The organism is Pseudomonas sp. NFXW11, assembly GCF_049887815.1.
Classification (GTDB): Bacteria; Pseudomonadota; Gammaproteobacteria; order Pseudomonadales; family Pseudomonadaceae; genus Aquipseudomonas.
Window position 1 is genome coordinate 196,305 of sequence record NZ_JAGEKI010000011.1, and the last position, 22,722, is coordinate 219,026.

Annotated in this window: 19 protein-coding genes and 1 pseudogene; 11 read left to right on the forward strand and 9 right to left on the reverse strand. The window is 65.2% G+C overall.

The window, feature by feature from the left end:
• Positions 1–3 precede the first annotated feature (3 nt).
• Positions 4–2,442, forward strand: coding sequence for an alpha/beta hydrolase (locus tag J4P02_RS18475; protein WP_426192818.1), 2,439 nt, complete (start codon positions 4–6; stop codon positions 2,440–2,442).
• A 4-nt stretch (positions 2,443–2,446) separates the two neighbouring features.
• Here the strand turns inward: J4P02_RS18475 and J4P02_RS18480 are convergent, their stop codons facing one another.
• Complete coding sequence (locus J4P02_RS18480; protein ID WP_426192820.1) at positions 2,447–3,433, reverse strand: GlxA family transcriptional regulator; 987 nt, start codon at positions 3,431–3,433, stop codon at positions 2,447–2,449.
• Between the two features lie 91 nt (positions 3,434–3,524).
• Here J4P02_RS18480 and inhA point away from each other — a divergent pair, with 91 nt between their 5' ends.
• Positions 3,525–4,211 (forward strand): isonitrile hydratase, encoded by a 687-nt coding sequence (gene inhA, locus J4P02_RS18485; RefSeq protein ID WP_426192822.1) that lies wholly within the window; start codon positions 3,525–3,527, stop codon positions 4,209–4,211.
• On the opposite strand, the gene J4P02_RS18490 is transcribed toward inhA, so the two are convergent.
• Positions 4,208–4,627, reverse strand: coding sequence for an antibiotic biosynthesis monooxygenase family protein (locus tag J4P02_RS18490; RefSeq protein ID WP_426192824.1), 420 nt, complete (start codon positions 4,625–4,627; stop codon positions 4,208–4,210). The genes inhA and J4P02_RS18490 overlap by 4 nt on opposite strands.
• A gap of 25 nt (positions 4,628–4,652) precedes the next feature.
• Entirely contained in the window at positions 4,653–5,285 is a 633-nt protein-coding gene (locus tag J4P02_RS18495) for a LysE family translocator (protein WP_426192826.1), read from the reverse strand.
• A gap of 90 nt (positions 5,286–5,375) precedes the next feature.
• Between J4P02_RS18495 and J4P02_RS18500 the strand changes: the two genes are divergently transcribed.
• Positions 5,376–6,701 carry a PLP-dependent aminotransferase family protein gene (locus tag J4P02_RS18500; protein WP_426192828.1) on the forward strand — a complete coding sequence of 442 codons (1,326 nt, stop codon included), beginning with the start codon at positions 5,376–5,378 and terminating at the stop codon, positions 6,699–6,701.
• Between the two features lie 253 nt (positions 6,702–6,954).
• Here the strand turns inward: J4P02_RS18500 and J4P02_RS18505 are convergent, their stop codons facing one another.
• Both J4P02_RS18505 and J4P02_RS18510 read right to left on the reverse strand, forming a co-directional pair.
• Positions 6,955–7,758, reverse strand: a complete 804-nt coding sequence (locus tag J4P02_RS18505) for an aminoglycoside phosphotransferase family protein (protein ID WP_426192830.1) — start codon at positions 7,756–7,758, stop codon at positions 6,955–6,957.
• A 102-nt stretch (positions 7,759–7,860) separates the two neighbouring features.
• Positions 7,861–8,319, reverse strand: coding sequence for an SRPBCC family protein (locus J4P02_RS18510; RefSeq protein ID WP_426192833.1), 459 nt, complete (start codon positions 8,317–8,319; stop codon positions 7,861–7,863).
• 121 nt (positions 8,320–8,440) lie between these two features.
• Here J4P02_RS18510 and J4P02_RS18515 point away from each other — a divergent pair.
• The 3 genes and pseudogenes from J4P02_RS18515 to J4P02_RS18525 all read left to right on the forward strand — a co-directional run.
• A pseudogene (locus J4P02_RS18515) lies at positions 8,441–9,340 on the forward strand (ADP-ribosylglycohydrolase family protein); the annotation flags it as partial.
• Positions 9,314–9,763 carry a GFA family protein gene (locus J4P02_RS18520; RefSeq protein WP_426192890.1) on the forward strand — a complete coding sequence of 150 codons (450 nt, stop codon included), beginning with the start codon at positions 9,314–9,316 and terminating at the stop codon, positions 9,761–9,763. The pseudogene J4P02_RS18515 and the gene J4P02_RS18520, both read left to right, overlap by 27 nt.
• Before the next feature lie 30 nt (positions 9,764–9,793).
• Entirely contained in the window at positions 9,794–10,195 is a 402-nt protein-coding gene (locus J4P02_RS18525; RefSeq protein ID WP_426192836.1) for a lysozyme inhibitor LprI family protein, read from the forward strand.
• A gap of 87 nt (positions 10,196–10,282) precedes the next feature.
• Here J4P02_RS18525 and peaD read toward each other — a convergent pair whose 3' ends face one another.
• From peaD to peaA, 4 genes are all read right to left on the reverse strand, one after another.
• The gene (gene peaD / locus J4P02_RS18530; RefSeq protein ID WP_426192838.1) at positions 10,283–11,401 is read right to left on the reverse strand and encodes a quinohemoprotein amine dehydrogenase subunit beta; all 1,119 of its coding nucleotides are present in this window, start codon (positions 11,399–11,401) and stop codon (positions 10,283–10,285) included.
• A gap of 23 nt (positions 11,402–11,424) precedes the next feature.
• Positions 11,425–11,748, reverse strand: a complete 324-nt coding sequence (gene qhpC, locus J4P02_RS18535; RefSeq protein ID WP_426192840.1) for a quinohemoprotein amine dehydrogenase subunit gamma — start codon at positions 11,746–11,748, stop codon at positions 11,425–11,427.
• Position 11,749: 1 nt separating this feature from the next.
• Positions 11,750–13,183, reverse strand: a complete 1,434-nt coding sequence (gene peaB, locus J4P02_RS18540; protein WP_426192842.1) for a quinohemoprotein amine dehydrogenase maturation protein — start codon at positions 13,181–13,183, stop codon at positions 11,750–11,752.
• A 78-nt stretch (positions 13,184–13,261) separates the two neighbouring features.
• The gene (peaA, locus tag J4P02_RS18545) at positions 13,262–14,842 is read right to left on the reverse strand and encodes a quinohemoprotein amine dehydrogenase subunit alpha (protein WP_426192844.1); all 1,581 of its coding nucleotides are present in this window, start codon (positions 14,840–14,842) and stop codon (positions 13,262–13,264) included.
• Between the two features lie 552 nt (positions 14,843–15,394).
• Between peaA and J4P02_RS18550 the strand changes: the two genes are divergently transcribed.
• The 5 genes from J4P02_RS18550 to J4P02_RS18570 all read left to right on the forward strand — a co-directional run bounded on the left by J4P02_RS18550 (position 15,395) and on the right by J4P02_RS18570 (position 22,707).
• Entirely contained in the window at positions 15,395–17,044 is a 1,650-nt protein-coding gene (locus J4P02_RS18550; protein WP_426192846.1) for a WG repeat-containing protein, read from the forward strand.
• Positions 17,045–17,144: 100 nt separating this feature from the next.
• On the forward strand, positions 17,145–17,810 hold the full coding sequence (locus tag J4P02_RS18555; RefSeq protein WP_426192848.1) for an HAD family hydrolase: 666 nt from the start codon (positions 17,145–17,147) through the stop codon (positions 17,808–17,810).
• Between the two features lie 486 nt (positions 17,811–18,296).
• Positions 18,297–18,875 (forward strand): DUF4337 domain-containing protein, encoded by a 579-nt coding sequence (locus J4P02_RS18560; RefSeq protein WP_426192851.1) that lies wholly within the window; start codon positions 18,297–18,299, stop codon positions 18,873–18,875.
• Positions 18,876–19,058: 183 nt separating this feature from the next.
• Positions 19,059–20,549, forward strand: a complete 1,491-nt coding sequence (locus tag J4P02_RS18565; RefSeq protein WP_426192853.1) for an aldehyde dehydrogenase family protein — start codon at positions 19,059–19,061, stop codon at positions 20,547–20,549.
• 193 nt (positions 20,550–20,742) lie between these two features.
• Positions 20,743–22,707, forward strand: a complete 1,965-nt coding sequence (locus tag J4P02_RS18570; RefSeq protein WP_426192856.1) for an amidohydrolase — start codon at positions 20,743–20,745, stop codon at positions 22,705–22,707.
• The last annotated feature ends 15 nt before the right edge of the window (positions 22,708–22,722 follow it).

The following is a 22,722-nucleotide window of genomic DNA, read 5'->3' on the forward strand; positions in this document are numbered from 1 at the left end:
CCCATGAGCAAGCCCCTGTTGTACCTGCTGGCGGGCAATGGCAGCGCCGCCGACTGGTGGGACGATGCCCGGCCGCACTTCCAGCGCTATCGGGTCGAGGCCCTGGAGCTGCCGGGCTTTGGCGACAACCCGCAGCCGCCCTGTGAGGATTTGGGCGAGTACGCCGAGGCCCTGCTGGGCATGACCGTACCGGGCAGCGCGATTGTCGCGGTGGGCGTCAGCGCGCTGCTGGTGCTGCATGCCTTGCAGCGCCGCCCCGGGCATTTCTCCCGCAGCGTGCTGCTGTCGCCGGTGGGGGCCTTTCTCTGGCAACGGCGCTTGCCGGCGCTGATGTCGCCGCTGCCTGTGCGCCTGTTGATTCATCGCCTGCTGGGCCGACGCCCGGCCTGGTTCGCCCATAAGTTCTCAAAGCAGCCCTGGAGCGCTGAGCAATACCAGCGCATGGGCGCAGGTTATGCCCGCTGCCGGGCCTTCGTGCCACTGTGGGAGCAGTTGCGCGCCGACACCGCGTTGCCCTTGCTGGAGTGGGTCAAGGACCCGATCGAGCTGGTCTGGGGCGATCAGGACCGGTTGCTGGGGATGGCCCAGGCCGCAGCCTGGTCGGCGATCCTCGCCCGCGCCGACTTGCGCGTCAGCCTCAAGCCCGGCTGGGGGCATTACCCCTGGATCGACAGCCCGGGCGAGTTCGTCGCCTGGCTGGAAGCCGCCGAGCCGGGCTTTGTCGCCCACACCAAGGGCGGTCGCCTGCACCTGGCGCAACTGGCCGGCCAGCCGGTGCCGCCGGCATTGTCCCTGGAGAGTGCCGACGACCCGCGCCTGCCGGCCCTGTTCGACAGCCAGCCCCAGGCACTGTGGGCGGTGCGCTCCTCCAGCTATGGCGAAGACCAGGCCGACTCGGCCAATGCCGGCCTCAGTACCACCTACCTGCGGGTGACCCACGACGCCGTGCCCCAGCGCATCAGCGAGCTGCGCGATGCCGGGGTCGAGGAAGTGGTGGTGCAGCGTTTTATCCAGCCGAGCCTGTCGGGGATCGCCTTCGTGCGCCATCTGGCGGTGGAGCTGGAGTGGGTCGAAGGCCATCTGGAGAGCCTGGCCGACGGTCAGGTCAGCCCGCAGCGGGCGGTGCTCTCGCGCCTGGGCAGTGCCTGGCAAAGCGGCGCCTTCGCCACCACCCAGGGCCTGAGCGCCCAGGCCCTGTGGGACTTCCTGCAAGGGGTGCTGAAGGTGTTCCACTATGTGCCCGGCGATATCGAATGGGCCTGGGACGGCCAGCAACTGTGGCTGCTGCAATACCGTCCGATCAGCGACTACGGCTGGCGCCGGCACCTGACCGCGGCGAATATCGCCGAGATTTTGCCGCCACAGCCGAGCCGCTTCGTCGAGTACGGCCAGCGCCGTGCGGCGGCGAGCATTCCGGCGATCATGGCGCGCTGGGACAGCCGGGTGCTGGAGGACAACGAACCTTTCACCGCCCTGTTCGGCGGCGCGTCCTATATCAACAACGACCTGTTCCTGGCGCGGCTGGCCGACTGGGGCCTGCCCTCCTCCAGCTATGCCGGCGAAGTGGGCGGCGCCACCCCGGAGCTGCCCTTGCGCCCGCTGCGGCTGCTGCGCTCGCTGCCGCGTTTTTTGCGCATGCAGCAGATCGCTCGCGCCCACCTGCCGCCCCTGGAGCGCGGCTTGCGACGCTTCGACGCCGAGCTGGGGCAATTGCAACAGGCCGGCGCCAGCGGCCAGCAACTGGCGGACTGGTTCAGCCGTTTCTATGTGTTCGTGGTGCAGGGCAACCTGTGCATCGCCACCGCCCTGGCCAGCAGCGGCGGCGCCCTGCTGGGGCGGCCGCCCACCGCCTACGACAACCTGGACCACAGCCCCCATCGCCTGCCCTGGGAAACCGACCCCGGCACCCCGCGCCCGCACTGCGCCGAGTTGCCCCTGCAGCCCTTCCCGCACTGGAGCCCGGCCATATGCCTGGCCCATCGCCTGGGCCTGCCGGGGCTACGTGGCTATTACCTGCAAGTGCGCGAGTGGTACCGCGACAACCTGATGCGGATCTTCTTCCGCCTGCACCATGCCGTGCCCGAGGCCGACCGCGACTACTGGTTCGCCCCCCACGAACAGGTGCGCAGCCGCGGCGGCAGCTTCTGGCAAGACGGCAGGGAAGGCAGTGAGCAGGCGGCCGGCTTCATGATCTACCCGGGGCAGGCCGAAGGCGTGCTGGGGGCTGAGATTCTGCTGGAAGACACCCTCGACCCTGGCCGCCATGCCCACTACCAGCAGGCCCGGGCGGTGATTGCGCGCATGGGCGGGCGCCTGTCCCACGGCTCGACCCTGCTGCGGGAATTGCGCAAGCCGTCGGCGGTGCTGCCCCAGGTCGACCCGGCCTGGATCGGCCGCACGGTGCGTTATGCCGATGGCCAGCTGAGCCTGCTGGAGGAGTGACGGTTCAGGCGGGTTCGCCGGCCGTGGCAAAACGCTCACGGTAGGCCTGCGGGGTCACGCCCAGGGCCCGCAGCACGGCGCGGCGCAGGGTTTCTTCGCTGCCGAAACCGCATTGCGCGGCGATGCGCTTGATCGGCAGGCCGGTATCGGCCAGCAGCCGGCGGGCGGTTTCCACCCGGATCAGCTCGATGGCCCGGGCCGGGGTCTGCCCGGTGTCGGCGCGGTAATGGCGGATAAAACTGCGTTCGCTCATGGCCACCTGCTGGGCCAGCACCGGCAGCGTCAGCTCGCGATTGAGGTTCTCGGCGATCCACCCATGCAGGCCATCGAAGCGCCCGCCACGGTGCTGCAGCGACAGGGTCACGCTGAACTGCGACTGGCCCCCCGGGCGCTTGAGAAACACCACCAGTTGGCGGGCCACTTCCAGTGCCGCCTCGCGGCCCAGGTCGGCTTCCACCAGGGCCAGGGCCAGGTCGATGCCGGCGGTGACCCCGGCCGAGGTCCACACCGGGCCATCGTTGATAAAGATCGGATTGGGCTCCACCTGCAACTGTGGGTATTCCTCGGCCAACTGCTCGCAGCGGCTCCAGTGGGTGACCACCCGGCGCCCGTCCAGCCAACCGCTTTCGGCCAGCAGAAAGGCCCCGGTGCACACCGAGGCCACTCGCCGTGAGCTGGCTGCACGCTGGGCCACCCAGGCCACCAGCGCCGGGTCCCGGGCGGCCTGGTAGACGCCCCAGCCACCGGCAATGATCAAGGTATCGCAGGCCACGTCTGGCATCGGCAGCGGCTCTGCCAACAGCGCCAGCCCCGAGGAAGTGACAGTCGCTCCGCCTGGGCTGGCGATCACCTGCGGGTTGTAGGGCAAGGGCAGGCCCAGGCCCCGGGCCCGGTCATTGGCCGAGGCGAAGACCTGCAGCGGCCCGCTGACGTCCAGCAGCTGGGCATTGGCGAAGGCCAGGACAAACACGTTCTTTGCGGGCTCGGACATGATTGGCGTGAATCGAGGGCTGGTTGGCGTATGCGCCAAATCCTAGAAGGCTAGAGTCTGCTCGTCCACCCCCAACATGAAGGAACAGGCAATGGCATTGCAGATTGGTTTTCTGTTGTTTCCGAAGGTTCAGCAACTGGACCTGACCGGCCCCTACGATGTGCTGGCGGCGCTGCCGGACGTGCAGTTGCACTTGATCTGGAAGGAACCGGGGCCGGTGACCAGCAGCGCTGGAATGCTGCTGCACGCGGACACCGGCTTTGCCGACTGCCCGCCCCTGGATGTGCTGTGCATTCCTGGTGGCAGCGGGGTCGGCGCACTGATGGAAGATGCCCAGGCCCTGGACTTCATCCGTGGCCAAGCGGCCCAGGTGCGCTACCTGACCTCGGTGTGCACCGGTTCCCTGGTGCTGGGCGCCGCCGGGTTGCTGGCGGGCAAACGCGCCACCACCCATTGGGCCTATCACGGTTTGCTGCAGCTGCTGGGGGCGACGCCGGTGCAGGAACGGGTGGTGCGTGACGGCAACCTGCTGACCGGCGGCGGCATCACCGCCGGTATCGATTTCGCCCTGACCCTGGCCGCCGAACTGTTCGACCCGGCCACCGCCCAGTTGGTGCAGTTGCAGCTGGAATATGCCCCGGCACCGCCATTCAACGCCGGCAGCCCGGACACCGCCCCCACCAGCGTGGTAGAGGAAGCCCGCAGCCGCTGCAGCGATGCCCTGCACCAGCGCCGGGAAATCACCCTGCGCGCCGCCGCCCGACTGCAAGCCGATTAAACGGCGCCAGGACTCCCAGGCTCAATGCTCAGGTGCTGGGCTTCGGGTTTGTGGCTTGCCGCTTGAAGCTTGCCGCTTGTGGCTGGCACCCGCTGGCGCTGATTGCCAAGCAGGCTGGCTATGCCCCCGTCGCCATAGGTGCGCTCGACCTTGGAGATCACCACCTGGTAACCGGCGTACCAGCGCCGGTACTGGCGCTTGGCCTCAAGGTGCCTGGGGTGCCGGGCAAAGGTCTGGATCGAGGCTTCGTCCTCCCAGTAGTAGCTGGCATTGATCAGCCCCTGGTCAGCGCTGGTCCAGGACTGGGAACCGACGAATCCCGGCAGGCTGATGGCAATTTCATCGATCAGCGCGCTGAGGCGATGGAACTCCTCGTCGCGCTGGCCCGGCTGGTAGATAAAAGCGGCGATATACATAGATGAACTTCCTCGGGGTGATCAATCAGAGCGGTCGGTTCAACAGCGCCAGGCGCAACGCCAGGGCCAGCAGCACCGCCGCCAGCAGCCAGGATTGCAGGCGCCCATAACCTGCAGTGGAGCGGGCCAAACTACGGCTCAGGGCCGCGCCAAACACTCCCAGGCTGGTGTGGAAGATGCCGCTGACCAGGGTCAGCAGCAGCCCCAGCAGCACCAGTTGCACGGCGATGCTACCGTGTTCGGGGCGAACGAACTGCGGCAGGAACACCATGAAGAACAGCAGTGCCTTGGGGTTGAGCAGGCTGTTGCACAGGGCCTGGACAAACACCCTGGACAGCGACACCCGGGGCGCGCGGGCCAGGTTCAGGGCACTGCCGCTGCGCAGGGCCTTGGCCGCCAGCCACAGCAGGTAGGCAACCCCGGCATAGCGGATCAGGTCGAAGGCCGGCGGCCAGCTGGCCACCAACGCGGTGACGCCACTGGCGGTCAGCAGGGTCAGGCAGGTATCCGCCAGGCCGATGCCCAGCCCGGACGCCACGCCGCCGCGCCAGCCATAGGCCAAGCCATGGCTGATGACAAAGGCCATGTTCGGCCCCGGCGAAAGCAGCAACAGCAACACCGCACCCAGGAAGATCGACAGCGTGGTCAGGTCCAACATGCTTGCGCGCTCCGGCAGGAAAGCCGGTAGATTAGGGGCCTTGCCTGATACAAACAAAAAACTGTTCTAGATACACAAGGTGCCCACGCCATGCGCCCGACCCGCTACAAGGCCATCGTCGATCACTTCGCCCAGCGCATCCGTGCCGGGCAATTGCCCCCGGGCACCCAGCTGCCCACGGTGCGCGCCCTGATGGCTAGCGAGCAGGTGGCCCTGGCCACGGCGCTGCGGGTGTATCAGGAGCTGGAAGCCATAGGCCTAGTGGTGGGCGAAGCCGGGCGCGGGACCTTTGTCCGCGACACCAGCCTGCCCCGGGGCATGGGCCTGGAACAGCATCCGGCCAGCGCCACCTCGGTGGACCTGTCATTCAACTACCCGTCCCTGCCCGGCCAGGCGGAAATGTTGCGCGAAGGTTTGCGGGCGATTGCTGCCTCCGGCGACCTGGATGCCCTGCTGCATTCCGCGCCCCAGGGCGGGCGGCCCCATGAACGCCAGACTGCGGCCCGGCATTTGCGCAACCGCGAGATCCGCGTTGGCGCCGACCAGGTGCTGATTGTCAACGGTGCCCAGCAAGGGCTGGCGGTCAGCCTGCTGGCCCTGCTCCAGCCCGGGGACATCTTGGCCCTGGACGCCCTCACCTACCCGGGCCTGAAGACCCTGGCCCAGGTGCATCGGCTGGACCTGGAGCCACTGGCGCAATGCAACGGCCAGATGGACCTCGATGCCCTCGATCAGCTGTGCCGACGGCGTCCGGTGCGGGCGCTGTACTGCATGCCGACCCTGCACAACCCGCTGGGCACGGTGATGCCCCTGGCCGAACGCCGGCGCCTGGTGCAACTGGCCCGCGAGCATGACCTGCTGCTGATCGAGGACGGCGCCTATGCCTTCCTTGCCGAACCGGCGCCGCCGCCCCTGCAGACCCTGGCCCCGGAACGCACGCTGTACATTTCCGGGCTGTCGAAAAGCGTCGCCTCGGGCTTGCGCCTGGGCTTTATCGTCGCCCCCCTGGAAATGATCCCGGCCCTGGAACGGGCAATTCGCGTGTCCACCTGGAGCACCCCCTCGCTGACCGTGACCTTAGGTTGCCGCTGGATCGAGTCGGGGCTGGTGGACAGCCTGGAACAACAGAAGCGCAAGGATGCCCGCCAGCGCCAGCGACTGGCGCGACGGGTACTCGAGGGCTGCGACATCCAAGCCTATGACTCAGCGTATTTTCTCTGGCTGAAACTGCCGGAAGGACGGCGCGCCGATGAAGTGGTGGCGGCCCTGGAGCATCAGGGGGTGACGGTGACCTCGGCCGAACCCTTCGCCACCACCACCCACGTGCCCCAGGCCTTGCGGGTGGCCCTGGGCTCCATCAGCCTGACGCTGCTAGAGCAGGCGCTGTACAAGGTGCGCAACGAAGTCACGCGCTGAGCAGCTGTATTCGAACCACGACCCAGAGAAATCCCAGACGAAAAAAAACCCGCCGAGGCGGGTTTTTTTCAAGACCATTTCGACATCCTGTCGACAGCATCCTTGCCAGTGGTCGATCTTCCTTGATCCTGAGCGCTTCCTGCGCTGCAGTTGTGGGAAAGAAGATTAAACACATAGGCGATTGTGCAGAAGGCGCATTGAATTACAGCGCGTGTAGGAAATTCGCTATAGCTCACCTAGGCAAACCCTGAGTTCAGCCCTCCAGCGCCCGAGCCGCCAAAGCCGCGAGCTTGAGCTGGTGCTGCGCCCCGGGCAGATGATCGTCCTGGAGAAACCAGGCGGCGGACAAACCACTGAAGGCCAGCACCCATTGCACCAGCCGGCGCGGCTCCAGCTGGGCCGCCCGGGCAATTACCTGCACTTGGCGGGTGAAGCGCCCAGGGTCGGTGGCGCTGGGCAAGTCCGGGTTGCAGATCAGGTTGGCGAAGTCGAAACCCCGTTCGCCGTAGACCCGCTTGGGGTCGATCACCTGCCAGCCGCGTTCGGCGAAATCCAGCACATTGTCGTGATGCACATCGCCATGCAGTACCACCCGTTCCCGGGGCGCGGCCAGCAACTGCTCGGCCTCGCTCAGGCTGCGCAGCAACAGCCCCCCCTGCTGCGGCGCGGCCTCGCGCAAATCGACAAACCAGGCGTCCAGCGACAGCAATGGCGGCAGCGGCTGGGCCCGTGGCCGATGCACACGCGCCAGGGTGGCGCAGACGATCTGGCTGACTTCATCGTGCTGGCCAGCCAGGGCCATGCGCATCAATGAACCTGTACCCATGGCGCGCTCCATCAACAGTGCGTCGCCTTCCTGGGCATAAACCCGCGCCGCGCCCTCCCCGGCCCACCAGGCCATCAGCCGGTTGCCGGCCTGCTCGTTTTCATCCAGGGCGATCTTCAACATGCCCGGCGCGCCGTCCGCCAGGCGCACCGGCAACAAGCGACTGCTCGGGGTGACGATAGGCTCGCCATCAGGCAGCAGGTGCCAGCGCTTCAAATAGATTGCAAACACAGCAACAGCTCCAAGCGATAAGCGGCAAGTTTCCAGCGACACGGCCGGATCGGCAACCACCTCCTGCAGCTCGAAGCTTGCCGCTTGCAGCTGCTGTCTGCGTCACCTCTGCTGCAGGTAATTCTCGATGTTGCTCATCTGTTCGTCCCAGCCCCGGCTGTTCATGCGAAAGGCCTTGAGCCGGCGCTCGACGGGGATGCCATCGAAGCCCGACTCGACCACCCGCAACAGGGTGCCGCCGGCATGTTCCTCCAGCTGGAACTGCACCTGGGTGGTGGGCTCGTCGGCATAGTCCTGGGCCGGATCTATGGCATAGGGGTGCCAGCTGAAGGCAAACAGCTCTTCGGGCAGCATCCGCTCCACCCGTACGTCCCAGGTCAGGTGCTCGTAACCGGGGTAAGTGACGGCGCCGCGGACCCGCTGGCCAACAGCGAAATGCTGGCCCGTGAGGGCCACGCCAAACCAGCGCCCGAAGTGCTCGGCCTCGCTCAGCGCCTGCCAGACCCGCGCCGGGCTGGCCTTGAGCAGGATTTTGCGTTCGATGCGATCTGAAGAATTCATGGGTCACCTCCAGTGGTCAACACTAGACCGCTACGGGTCGAGCGCAAGCTTTATCGGGCTGCTGACGGCGAGTTAAAAAATGCTAATGTCGCCGACGAATCAATACCGCAAAGGACCTGCCATGCCCCTCACCCTGACCGATCGCTACCGTGGCAGCCTGCTGGGCCTGGCCTGCGGCGATGCCGTTGGCACCCGCGTCGAATTCAAGCCCCGTGGCAGCTTCGCGCCCGTCACCGATTTGCTGGGCGGCGGCCCGTTCAACCTCAAGGCCGGCCAGTGGACCGACGACACCTCCATGGCCCTGTGCCTGGGCGAAAGCCTGCTGCACAAGGAGGGTTTCGATGCCGCCGACCAGATGGGCCGCTACCTCAACTGGTGGCAGTGGGGCTACTTGAGCGCCACCGGCGAATGCTTCGATATCGGCATGACCGTGCGTCAGGCACTCAGCGATTTCCAGGAACATGGCCAACCCTTCGCCGGTTCCAGCGACCCGCAGACCGCCGGCAACGGCTCGCTGATGCGCCTGGCGCCAGTGGTGCTGTTCCACTACCCCGACCTGGCCCAGGTGCGCGAGTTGGCCGGGGCCAGTTCGCGCACCACCCACGGCGCCGCCGAAGCCATCGAGTGCTGCCAGCTGTTCGCCGGGTTGATCGCCAAGGCCCTGGGCGGAGCGTCCAAGGCCGAGCTGCAAAGGCTCGATGATCCACGCCTGAGCCAAGCCAAGGTGCAGGCCCTGGCCCAGGGCCATTACCTGGACAAGAGCCGCGACGAGATTCGTGGCAATGGCTATTGCGTCGACTCCCTGGAAGCCGCCCTGTGGTGCTTCCAGCACAGTGACAGCTACGCCGAGGCGGTGCTCGCCGCCACCAACCTGGGGGACGACGCCGACACCACCGCCGCCATAGTCGGCCAGCTGGCCGGGGCTTTTTATGGGGCCTCGGGCATACCGCCATCCTGGCTGGCCAAGCTGCATATGGGCGAGGAAATCCGCGCCATGGCCGACGACCTGCTGGCCGCCGCCCAACGCCGCGCGAGCCCTGGGCCGTTGCACGGCAGTTGCCTGTGCAAGGCCGTGCAGTACCGGGTCGAACGCCTGGACATGCCCATCGGCCACTGCCATTGCCAGACCTGCCGCAAGGCCCACGCCGCGGCCTTTGCCTCCACCGCCGGGGTGATGCGCGAGCACTTTCAATGGACCCGGGGCCAGGAACGCCTGAGCACTTACGAGTCGTCCCCGGGCAAGCTGCGGCACTTCTGCTCGGTGTGCGGTTCTCATCTACTAGCGGAACGCCCAGGGCAGCCCCATGTGATCCTGCGGGTGGCGACCCTGGACGATGACCCGCAGCAAAGGCCCCAGGTGCATATCTGGACCTCCCATGACGTGCCTTGGCTGGCCCAGGCCAACCTGGACAGCTGGCCCGAATGGCAACCCCAGCGCAACTGAAACGCCCCTAGCCCACACGTGAGAACGACCATGCGCCCCATCCTGTTTCTGGCCCTTGCGCCCCTGCTACTCACTCCCCTGGCCCAGGCCGACGAGTGCAGCAACGCCCCCACCCAGGCCGATTTGAACCTGTGCGCCAACGCCCAGAGCAAGGCCGCGGACAAGCAGCTGAACGCCCTTTACCAACAGATCAACCAGCGCCTGAAAGACCAGCCACACAGCAAAAAACTGCTGGTCAGTGCCCAGCGCGCCTGGGTGGCGTTCCGCGATGCCGAGTGCGGTTTTTCCACCTCGGGCGTGGAAGGTGGCAGCCTTTATCCGCTGGCCTACAGCCAATGCATCACGGCCGTGACCAAGACTCGGGTGGAGAGCTTCAAGCATTACCTGAAGTGCCAGGAAGGGGATTTGAGCTGCCCGGTACCGGGCCTGTAGGTAGCAGTCAGCACAGGCAGTGCACGACGCGCCGGCCTCTTCGCCGGCAAGCCGGCTCCTACAGGAGGAGCCGGTGGTGGGGCGGGCTCAGCGCACGAAGATCTGCGCCGTGGTGATCGCCATATCACCGCCCGGCAAGGTGATCTTGCCTATCTGCTGCATGCTCTGGGCATCAAAGATCGCCACGTCGTTGAAGGTCCCCGCCAGGTAGATCTTGGTCCCCGCCTTGTTGAACGAAATGCAGTAGTAGGAGTGCTCCAGGGTCGCGGCCTGGAGCAGCTTCTTCTGCTTGATGTCGTACTTGGCCAGGCGGTTGAGCACGCCAAACATCAGGTTCGGGTCCTTGGGCGAGCGCATGCCGCTGAAGTAGATCTCGGTCAGCGGGCCGAAGTCGGTGGTCTCGGTCTTGCCGGTCTTCAGGTCGACACTGAACAGCCCATACAGCGGTTCGGCAGTGGCCGGGTCGTGTTGCTGATCCTTGAACCTGGCCGTGGTGTAGAGCAGCGAGAACTCGTGGCGGTAGGTCTGCTGGTTCCACACGTAGAGCACATCCGGAGCGCTGTAGTTCGGCCGCTGCCAGTTTCGGCTGGGGATCAGCACCTGGAACTTGCCGGTCTTGACGTCGACCTTGTACAGGTCCGGCCCGGCCACATACAGGCTGCCGTCGTCACCGCTCTGCATGATGGTCAGCTGGCGTGGCGCGGGGAAGCTGCGCACCGGCTTGGCGTCAAGCCCGGCGTCGCTGGCGTAGACATCCAGCCGCGGTTCCTTGACCTCGTAGCGATCATTGAGCAGCAGGGTCGGGTTGGCCACGGTGTACAACTCCTTGCCGTCGTGGCTGACGGTGAAGGCGAACATCGAGCGCGCCTTCTCCCCCGGCTGCTGGGTGATGCTGGCGTGGAACACCTGCTTGCAGCTGTCCAGCTCGACGCCGTAGATATCCGCATAGTGGTTGTTGAGCACATAGGCGATCTTGCGGTCCGGCGACAGTTGCACGGTGCCGGGGCCGAAGCGGTCGGGCATCGGGCAGGTCTTGTACAGGCTGTCGCTGGCCAGATCGATCACGTGCAGGTTGTTCGGGTAGTTGGTGGTCACCATGTACTCGTGACCACTGTTCAGGGCCCGACCTTCGTCGGCCAGGGCAGTGAGGGTACAGGCGCTGAGAAGCGCGCTAGCGGCCAGGCCGCACACTCTGATAGCTCGCATGCTGGAATCCTTGTGCTGTGCAGTCACTGGTCTTTGGGGAACACGGTGCCGAGGTTGCGCCAGTTCTCGTTGGAGGCCTGGGCGTCCTTGTTCCAGTCGGGGTAGGTGCTCATCATGTCCGGCACCTGGGCCGGCCACCAGCAGGGGTCGGAGCAACCGTAGAGGTCGGCTTCCATCGGCTGGCACAGGGACGAGACGCCGCCAAAGGCGTCGATCTCCCAGCCCGGGTCGGTGGTCGAGGCGCAGCCGGCCACGGAGTTCATCGCCAGCACTTCTTCGATACGATCCTCGGCGGCTGCCGCGACCAGTTTCTGAGCTTTGTTATTGATCGGCTTGAGATGCTTCATGTCAGTGGGCCTTGCGCGGAGTGATGTAACTGCTGATGAACGCAGGGTTGTGGGCCATGATCCGGCTATAGACCTCGATGGCGAAATCCACCCAGTCACGCATCAGTTCGCAGTAGTGATAGGTCGGGTGCGCCGGGTCGCCGTAGCGGGCGTAGCTCTCGTGATAGCAGCCACCGGAACACAGGTTGCGGATGCGGCAGCTGTCGCAGCCGGTGTCGGTGCGGTCCAGGCGCTGGGACAGGAAGTCGTTGAGCTGCACCTGCTTGACCCCGCCCTGATGCACATTGCCGAAGGTCGGCAGGGATGAGCCGGTAAAGCGATGGCACAGGTTCAACTCGCCCTTGTGGTCCACCGCCAGCATCTTCAGCCCGGCGCCGCAGGGCAGCGCTTTCTTGTGGCCTTCGTGGATATCGGTGAGCAGCTGGTGCAGGTTGGAGAAACCGATATTGCGGTGCTCCAGGGCGGCGTCCAGGTAACGCCGGCCCAGGCGCTTCATGCTGGCGAAGACTTCGATCAGTTCCTCGCTGCTGAGGTTGAAGCTGCTGATATCCCCCGAGGTCACCGGGGCGAACCCCACCTCGGCAAAGCCCAGCTCGTTGAACAGGTGGTCCCAGATGGTCTCGACATCGGTGACCCCGGTGGTCAGGGTTACCCGCGCCCCCACTGGCCGGCTGTGGTAGCGAGAGAGCAGCATCTGCGCCTTGCGCCGCACCACTTCATAGGTGCCCTGCCCGCCCACGGTAATGCGGTTGCGATCGTGCACGGTCTTGGGCCCGTCGATACTCACCGACAGGCCGAAACGGTGGGCATTCAGGTAGTCGACGATCTCTTCGGTCAGCAGGGTGGCGTTGGTGGTCATGACGAACTCCACCACCTTGCCCAGCGCACCGAAACGCTGCTCGCAGTACTCCACCATGGCCTCGATCAGCGGCCGGTTGCTCAGCGGTTCGCCGCCAAAGAACACCACGCAGTAGCGCTCTTCGTCGGGGGACTGCTCCAGGAGCATTTCCACCGAGGCGATGGCCGTGTCCAGGCCCATCTTCTTGCCCGCCGAGGGCTTGTCCAAGTCTTCCTTGTAGCAGTAGGTGCAGCTCAGGTTGCAGCCGGTATTGACGTTGAGCACCACCGTATTGAGTGCCGTGCGCTCGACCCGCTTGACGCCGATTTCCGCAGTCAGGGGCGAGCCGTCGCTGACCAGCTCCAGGGCGATCAGCTCGCGCAGGGTGTCGCTGATTTCACTGCCGGCGTATTGGCCGGCCAGGCGCTGGATCAAGTCTTCCGGGGTACAGCCGGGCCCGCGCAGGGCATCGATGATGCTGCCGGTCAGGGCATCGCTGGCAAACAGCGAACTGCTGGGGATATGGAACAGCATGCGGTCGGCGTCCACCTGCACTTCATGCAGGTTGCGCTCCACCAGATTGAGAATTGCGCCCATTACAACCTCCTGTGCAAACCCTGCTTCGGGGCCTGCGGTCATTGCCTGAAAGTGTCGTGCGGTACTGCTCGAGCGCCCTCAGGGAATGGGTGGATTGTTCCAGCGTTGCACGGTGACTATCAGTTGCCCTTCACCGGTCAGGGCCTTGCCCGCGTCCTCCACGGCGGCGATCACCTTGAGGTTGCCGGCGTTGTTGGTGGACATCTTGCGCTGCGGGTTGGGCCCGGCATCACCCGGGGTGAACACGCCGCTGTCGGCCTGCATCTGGCCGGCGAACTTGACGTCCTCGTCCTTGGCCGCCTGGGCGTCGAAGGCCTCGACCTTCCACTGCGCCGGCATCAGGCCGATGCGATAGGCCTGGCCATCGGCGCCCTGGCCCCAGGCCTCGGCATCGAAGCGACCCTGGACCTTGGGCGTGGAACCGCCGCCCTCGCCCACCCGCGCCACGGCGAAGGCCGGCACCACCTTGACCTCGGCAATGCGCTGGTACACCGCCAGGCTCGCGCCCTTGAGGCTGCCGACACTGACCTCGCGCAGCCCCGGCTGGGCGGTCGCCGCGGCCTTGAGCCTGAGGCGGATGCGCGCCGAGCTCTGCTCCAGCACCTGCAGCACCTCGACCCCCTGGCCAAAGCTCGGCGTGCCTGCCAGGCCCGCGCCCACCAGGGTCACTTCGGCTTCCTCGCCCGCCTTGAGGTAACCCGGCTGCACCGCCAGCAAGCGCTGGCTGCCCGGCTTGGCGGCGATGAAATCCAGGCCGCGCTCATCGTGCTCGGCCTCGAACATCCGCCCTTGCAAGGCGCTGCCCTGGGCCGCCAGTACCTGGCGCATGACCACCCCGTCCACCGTGACATTGCCGCGCCACTCATAGCCGTTGTAGAGAATCGCGCTGCCCTGGCCATTGAATGGGCTGCCGTCGGCGTACTGGCCCTGGATGTTGAGCTTGAACTGATCGCCCGCGCCGGCACTGACACTCATCACCCCGGACAATTCACCCTTGCCCGGCCTATGGCCGCTGAAGCTCCAGTCGCCGGCCAGTGCCGCAGCCTGCGGCCGTGCCTGTTGCCAGGCCCGCCAGGCCGGGTTGTCGAGGGGGTAGCGCTGGGCCAGCAACGGCACCATGTCCTTGAGCGCGGTGGGCAGCCATTGCCGGTCCCGGGACAGGGCCTGGTACTCCAGGGACGGCCACTGCCCGAGGTGGAAGTTCACCAGCCGCTCCCACTCCTGGGCCGGACGGCGTTGCAGGGCGATCCGCGCCCCGGAGTGGCAGCGGGCGCACATCTGGGTGGTCTGCTCGTCGAAATGCTCGACAGTGTTCAGGCGCCGCTCCAGGGCGTAGCGCACGCCATCGGTCTCGCTGGGGGCCAGGCCCTGGGTGTCGGCCAGGTACTTGACCAGGGTGCGGCGGTCGTCGTCGCTGATCTTCAGGCCGTGCATGGTCTGCATGCGGGCAATGCTCATCAGCCAGCCTTCCGGGCTCTTGCGCTGGTGGCTGATGCGGCTCAGGGCGCCCCCGGCCTCGGGAATGTGACAGCCCTGGCAGGTTTCCCTGAGGAGGCTGCCGGCATCCCGGGCGGCGAAACTCGAAGGTGCATGCAAGGCGCTACAGGTGGCGATGGCCAGCAGGCTGGCACTCAGCCTCAGGCGGAGTTGTCTCTTCATCAGGGTGCAACCTCCCTCGGTACTTTCTTATTGTTAGCCAGTCGTTCTTAGGGTTTCTGCCATGCCCGGCGGTACCGGCCATGGAGGCAGGAGAAACGTCTGAAGGGATGCAATACACGGAGCGTGCCAGCTTGCAAAGCAGCGCCCGATCAATGACTTAGAGCGACTCGCCAAGCGCTACCTCGCCTGGGGGTGTTACCCGACGTTCAATTTCGCGACAGCGGTCTCAGGGTGAGACAGCAGAAGCAGCGGCAAGTGGCAAGCTGCAAGCGCAAAGCTGAAGAGCAAAGAGCGAGGCAACCGCAGCGGCTGGCAGTGGGTGGATTACCAATCGCCACTGACTGCTTTGTGCTTTGTGCTTTGTGCTTTGTGCTTTGTGCTTTGTGCTTGCAGCTTGTCGCTTGCCGCTTGCCACTTGCCACTTGCCACTTACCGCTGCTGTTTTTGCAATTGGACCTTGCATTTATCCGGCGTCACAGGAAAATCACCCGGCTTTCCGCCCCGCTGCCCGGGGCGCGATGCCTCACTCCCACTACAAGGAATTCGAAGTTCATGGATAGAAGCGCCAGTGCCCGTCTCGGCTCGCTGATCCTCTCGTTGTCTGCTCTGACCCTGGCTGGGTGCAAGGAAGAATCCAGCCCCAAGACCGCGGCTGTAGCGCCCGTCCCTGCTCCAGCGGCCATGGTGATGCCGATCTGCGCCAACGGCGAATGCGCCGTGCTGGACCAGAATGGCGCCGTGCTGGTGGCTGCCGACAACGACTACGACGCCGTGGTCACCCTGCCTCAGGACAAGAGCTTCCTGTTCGCCAAGGACGGTACCTGGAACCTGGCCAGCGCCGATGGCAAGACCCTTATCCAGACCAATTTCACCGATGACCTGCGCCTCTTGACCCCCGGCTATTTCGGCTTCGGCAAGGACGGCAAGCTGGGCATCATCGACCAGAGCGGCAAGCAGGTTCAGCCGGCGCGCTTCGACGACCTGTATGTGGGCGGCAACGATGACTTCATCGTCTACGAGATCGGCGGCAAGCGCGGCATCCTCAGCGCCAGCGGCCAGGTGCTCACCGAAGCGCTGTATGACAGCAGCGTGGTACGCGACGATTTCGCCAAGCGCGGCTGGTGGATGACCGCCGAACGTGGCGACGACAAATGGGCGGTGAACCTCAAGACCGGCGAGCAGAAGCAGGTGCAGTTCGACAGCATCGACACCTTCGCCAACGACCACCTGGTGGTCAGCACCGAGCAGGGCAAGGCCCTGGCCGATGCCAAGGCGCAGCTGGTAAGCGCCGCCACCTACCAGTGGCTCGGCGATCCGGGTGAAGCCCTGGTGGCCTTCCGCGAGAAGTACGACAGCCCTTGCGGCTACATGGACTTCCAGGGCAAGACCGTGATCCAAGCGCAGTTCGCCACCTGCGAAGTGTTCGGCAAGCAAGGCGCGCTGGTCACCGCCAAGAACCCTGACGACAGCTCCGGCAAGGCCGGGATGATCGACCGTCAGGGCCAGTGGAAGGTGCAACCGACTTATGACTCGGTGCAGCCGGCCGGCTTCAGCCCGTTCGGCATGTTCAAGCAGGTGCCGGGGCTGAACCAGGTGGCGGTGCTGCAGAATGTGTTCAGCGCCACCTTCGGCATCTTCGATGTGGACAAGGGGGTCGAGCTGTTCAAGCCGACCTACACCCAGATCGGCGCGATCAATGCCGACCTGTTCGTCTTCAGCACCGCCAACAGCCCGACCAAGCAGGCCACCCTGTTCGGCCAGGCCACCCAGATGCACACCGTGGGCCTGATGGACGCCAGCGGCAAGGTGCTGCTGGAACCGAGCCAGTACGTGGATATTCGCCAGGACGCCAGCGGCCGCTACCTGCTGGCCACCGAGGACACCTCGCCGCTGGCCACCGTGGCGCTGCTGGACATGCAGGGCAAGCGCCTGATTGCCGGCAAGTGGCAGGAACTGGTGGTGGACGAAGCGCGCCACGCCATCTTCGGTTATGCCCTGGAAGGCCTGGGCGATGACCAGACCCGCAGCCTCAAGGCGCTGTACCGCCTGGACGGCACCCCGAGCTTCCAGGTCAGCCAGGTGGAATGTGGTGCCGAGCAGGTGCGCGATGGCCAGGACAAGGTGCTGTGGCCGACCAACCCGCAGGATCACTGCCCGCAGCCTGACGAAGACCAGGGCGAAGACGGCAACGCCCAGGGCTGAGCCCTGCTGCACAGCGCTCACGCATGGGATCAAGCCTGCTAGGATGCGGGCTTGATCGATTCAGCCAAGCGGCCCGGATGGGCCCGACAGGAACTGTCCCATGCTCAACGCTCTGCTTTTCGACCTCGATGGCACCCTGACCGACACCGACGCCCTGCACTTGCTGGCCCTGCAACAGCTGCTGCAGGAAGAGGAAGGCCGGGTGTTCAGCGAGGCAGAATTCACCACCCATGTCAGCGGCCAGGCCAATGCCAACATGTGCCGCTACCTGTTTCCCGAGCGCAGCCTCGTCCACCACGAAGCCTTCGCCGAGCGCAAGGAACAGCGCTTTCGCCAACTCTCCCCGCAACTGCAACCCATGCCCGGCCTGCTGCGCCTGCTGGACTTTGCCCAGGAGCACGGCATTGCCGTGTGCGTGGTCACCAATGCGCCGCGGGCCAATGCCGAGCACATGCTCAGGGTGCTGGGGCTGAGCCAGCGCTTTGCCTGCGTGCTGGTGGCCGAGGAGTTGCCGCGGGCCAAACCCGACCCCCTGCCCTACCTCAGCGGCCTGGAATGCCTGGGCGCCCGGGCCGACGAGGCCCTGGCCTTCGAAGACTCGGTGCCTGGGCTGACCGCCGCAGTCGGGGCCGGGATCTGCACCTTCGGCCTGAGCACCAGCCAGCCGCCGCAGACCTTGCTGGATGCCGGGGCCCATCGGGTGATCGAGGACTTCAACGACCCGCAGCTGTGGGCCGAAATTCATCGGCGCCTCGACGTGCGCTGAGTCGTCGACGGCCGCATACCTGCACGGATGGGCAACGCTGAAAGGAACCTGGGTGGGTTTGTCGCAAGAAACCTGGCAAGGCCAGGCAGAGAGAAAAAACAGAAGGGAAAAAGTGCTCGCCCATCACCTCGGCAATGACACCTATGCCGAAGTACCCCCTTTGGCTGGGCGAGCAGGACGAAATATACGTGGGCCATCATGGCAGTCCTATCGGACAGATCCGAAAACCAAGTGCGAAAAGGGAAAAAATATCTTGAGCTTTTTCCTGATCTACACCTTTTTTTCACAGGTTTTTCACCGCACCGTCCTTAGATTGAGAGCCACTCTTGAATGAATCCCATTTGGCCCGCCACGTTGCGGGCCTTTTTTTGCCTGGGTATCCGCCCAGGCTGTCGCGCCGCTGAACGAAATCACGGCAGTCCAGCTGCTGCAAAAAGCCACGGATACACTTTGCAATCTCTACCCTCTCCCGCCAGATCGATCGCCATGACCGAAGACTTCGATGTGCCCAGCCCTCACGAAAAGCACCTGGAGCACGTGGCCGAACACGCCCATGCCCGCCCTGACAACTTCGCCAGCAAGATTGCGGTGATGACCGCGATCATGGCCACCCTCGGCGCCCTGATGAGCTATCAGGCCGGCTCCACCGAAAGCCAGGCGGCCATGGCCAAGAACAACGCCGCAATCAAGAAGACCGAGGCCGCCAACCAGTGGAACTACTACCAGGCCAAGTCCAGCCGGCAGAACCTGGCGGAACTGGCGAGCCATATTCCCGGGGTCGATGGCGGGCACTACAGCATCGAGGCCCAGCGCTACCAGAAGGAGAAGGAAGCGGTACGCCTCAAGGCCGAGGCCCTTGAAGCCGAGGCCCGGGACTGGGATGAACAGTCGGAGGCCATGCTGCACCAGCACCACCGCTGGGCCCAGGCGATGATGGCGATCCAGATCGCCATCTCCATGGCGGCCATCACTCTGCTGACCCGCAAGCAATGGCTGAAGAAGCTGGCCTATGGCGCAGCCGGCGCCAGCGTGCTGCTGGGAGCCCTGGCTTCGTTGCATATCTAGCCCACCGCGTCGGGCCGGGGCGTCTGCGGATTCTCACGGCCTGTCGCAATTTGCGAAAACCCCTCCCCAGCGTGGCACCGATAAACCGCGCCAGCCCCCGGAACACCGCGCCTGCGGCCAGCAGGTGAACCTGGCATAGCCATTGCGAAAGCCCCGGCCTCACCTACAACAAGAGGCTTCGCCATGGCTAACGCTCCTTTGCTCGCCGCTACCACGGCTTTTATCCAGCGCGCCCCGCGCATGTTGATCGGCGCCGATTGGGTCGAGGCCTGCGACGGCCAGACCATGCCCCTGCACAACCCGGCCAGCGGCGAACAGCTGTGCCAGGTGCCCCGGGCCACGGTGGAGGATGTCGAGCGCGCGGTGCTGGCCGCACGCCGGGCCTTCGACGACTCGCCCTGGAGCCGCACTCGCCCTCGGGAACGGCAGAACCTGCTGTGGAAGCTCGCCGAGCTGATGCAGCGCGACGCCCAGATGCTGGCCCAGCTGGAATGCCTGAATAACGGCAAGAGCGCCGCCGTGGCCCAGGCCATGGACGTGCAATTATCCATCGATTTTTTGCGCTACATGGCCGGCTGGGCCACCAAGATCGAAGGCAGCAGCGTCGAGGTGTCGATGCCCTTGATGCCCGACGCACAGTTCCACAGTTTTATTCGCCGTGAGGCGGTGGGCGTGGTCGGCGCCATAGTGGCCTGGAACTTCCCCTTGCTGCTGGCCTGCTGGAAGCTCGGCCCGGCCCTCGCCACCGGTTGCACGGTGGTGCTCAAACCGGCCGATGAAACCCCGCTCAGCGCGCTGAAACTGGCGGAACTGGTGCAAGAAGCCGGCTACCCCGACGGCGTGTTCAACGTGGTCACCGGCACAGGCAGCATCGCCGGCGCTGCCCTGACCCGCAACCCCCTGGTGGACAAGCTGACCTTCACCGGCTCCACCGCCGTGGGCCAGCAGATCGGCAAGATCGCCATGGATTCCATGACCCGAGTGACCCTGGAACTGGGCGGCAAATCACCCACCATCGTCATGGCCGACGCCGACCTGGCCAGCGCCGCGGCCGGTGCCGCCAGCGCCATTTTCTTCAACCAGGGCCAGGTGTGCTGCGCCGGCTCGCGGCTGTATGTACAGCGCAAGCATTTCGACCGGGTAGTGGCCGATATCGCCGATATCGCCAACGCCATGAAACTGGGCAACGGCCTGGACCCCAGCGTGGAGATGGGCCCGCTGATTTCCGCGCGCCAGCAGGAGCGGGTGGCGCGCTATATCGAACTGGGCCGCAGCAGCGGCGCCAGCATCGCCTGCGGTGGCGAAGCGTTTGGCCCGGGGTATTTCGTCAAGCCGACGGTGATCGCCGATGTCGGCCAGCAGCACCCGCTGGTGCAGGAGGAGATCTTCGGCCCGGTGCTGGTGGCCATTCCCTTCGACGACGAGGCCGATGCCCTGCGCCTGGCCAACGACAGCCCCTACGGGCTGGGGGCGAGCATCTGGTCCAACGACCTGGCAGCGGTGCACCGGATGATTCCGCGGATCAAATCCGGCTCGGTATGGGTCAACTGCCACAGCGCCCTCGACCCGGCGCTGCCCTTCGGCGGCTACAAGATGTCCGGGGTCGGCCGGGAAATGGGCCATGCGGCCATCGAGCATTACACCGAGCTGAAATCGGTGCTGATCAAGCTCTGAAGCACGGTGGCGCCGGTCTGTCCTGGCAGGCCCGGCCGGCGTCGTCCCCCTTCCCTTTGGGCTCAAGGATTTTTTCCCGCAGCCCGCAGCCAGCGCGCAAAGCGCTGCTACGCTCAGCGCGGACCCGCGCGCCACGCGCCGGCCCATTCACCTGCAATCCCTCATAAACCACCGAAAATCTGAGGAACGCATCATGGGATCGAATGGAAATGATCACGACTACATCCAGTGCGGATGCCACAACCCCATCTGGGACGCGCTGAAGCACGGCCTGGACCCGGCCCGCCATATGGCCGGCCTGCCCCAGCACGCCCATGGCCCGCTGCAGGAGCCGAACGGCGAATCCATCGTCTTCACCAATGGCTCCATCTACCCCCTGCGCGGCGGCGATATGGACGACCGGGTCGAGGCCCTGGGCATCCATGCCGGTGATGTGGTCGCCGTCGGCAGCCTGGCCGAGGTCGAGCAGCGCATGCGCCAGCTGGGCATCGCCTATCGCACCCAGTCCCTGGCCGGCAAGACCCTGCTGCCCGGCCTGGTCGAACCCCACGCCCATATAGTGCAAAGCTGCGCCATGGCCGGCTGGGAGAACCTGGGGGCGCTGTGGACGCCGGATGACGATGACGGCGATCACACAACTATTGATACAGACGAATTCGACAGGAAGATTCAGCGTTTTCGTCCCAACTACGATTGGGACTGGTTGAACGATAGGATCCGCAAGATCATCCAAAAAAAATTCGCCACGGATACCTCCAGCTGGTTCCTCGGGCATATGGTCGACCCGGCACTGATGCCCTTCGAGTTGGACAAAGGCGGTCTGAACCAGCTGATCACCCTGGGCTGCGGTTTCGACAACCCCATCGGCAACCTGGACAGCATCGACCCGGACCGCCCGATACTGCTGATCAGTGCCTCGATGCACACCGCCTACCTGAATACTCCGGCCTGCAACGCGGTGCGGGACAAGACCGGAGTCGAAATCACCAACGGTGTGCTGCAGGAACGCGATATGTTGCTCGCGATCAAGTCCATTCCCTTGAAGCAACAGCTGGAAATGCTGAATGTCTTCAAACGCCTGAAAGACTACTTCGACACCGCCGCTCGCCGCGGCATCACCCTGCTCTACGACGCGATGATGGAGCCCATTTCCAAGCTGGTGCTGGACGCCTATTTCCTCGGCCACCCACGCACCCTGCGCATTGGCTACGCCGCTTCCTGCACCGGCACCCCAGAAAGCATCAAGCAGTTGCCCGCCTACCGCCCGGCCACTCGGGAACAGGCCAAGCGCATGTACCAGGGCTCGGTGAAGCTGGTGTCGGACGGTTCCAACCAGGGCCTGACCGGCTACCAGGCCACGGACTACTGCTGCGCGACCGACCGCCCCCGGGGCAACTTCAATGTGTGCGATGCAGGCCAGATAAACCCCGAGAGCACTCCCGTCGCCTACCAGAGCCTGGTCAGCAGCGCCGTCGCCACTGGCTGGCCGCTGATGATTCACGCCAATGGCGACCGGGCCATCGACTTCACCCTGCAAGCCTATAAAGACGCCTTCAAAGGGGGGACCGGCCTGGAAAAACGCCACCGTATCGAGCACTGCTCGCTACTCAGCGACGACCGTCTCAAGAGCATGAACCAGCTGGGCCTGTCGCCGAGCTTCCTGATCGGTCATGTCGGCTACTGGGGCTACGCCTTCCAGCAGGCGATTTTCGAGCAACGTGCCGACACCATGCTCGACCTGTGCCAGTCGGCCCTCAAGCACGACCTGCGGATTTCCCTGCACAGCGACTGCACCGTGACCCCGCTGGGGCCGCTGCGTTCGATGGAGCAGGCGGTGACCCGCAAGATGGAAGGCATCCGTAAAGAGGGCAATAAGCCGTCTGCGTTTGTCACCAACCCGCAGGATCAACCGGTGCTCAACCAGGGCGAGTGCCTGACCCGCAAACAGGCCCTGAAAGCCATCACCTACGACGCCGCCTGGCAGTGCCATGCCGAAGCCTGGACCGGCTCGCTGGCGGAGCAGAACTTCGCCGACTTCGTGATCCTTGAGCAGGACCCGCTGGATGAGCAGGTGCCGGCCACCAGCATAAGGGATATCAAGGTCTGCGAAACCTGGAAAGGTGGGGTGCGGGTGTACACCCACGGCGTGCCTCAATAGCTGGACGGTAACCGG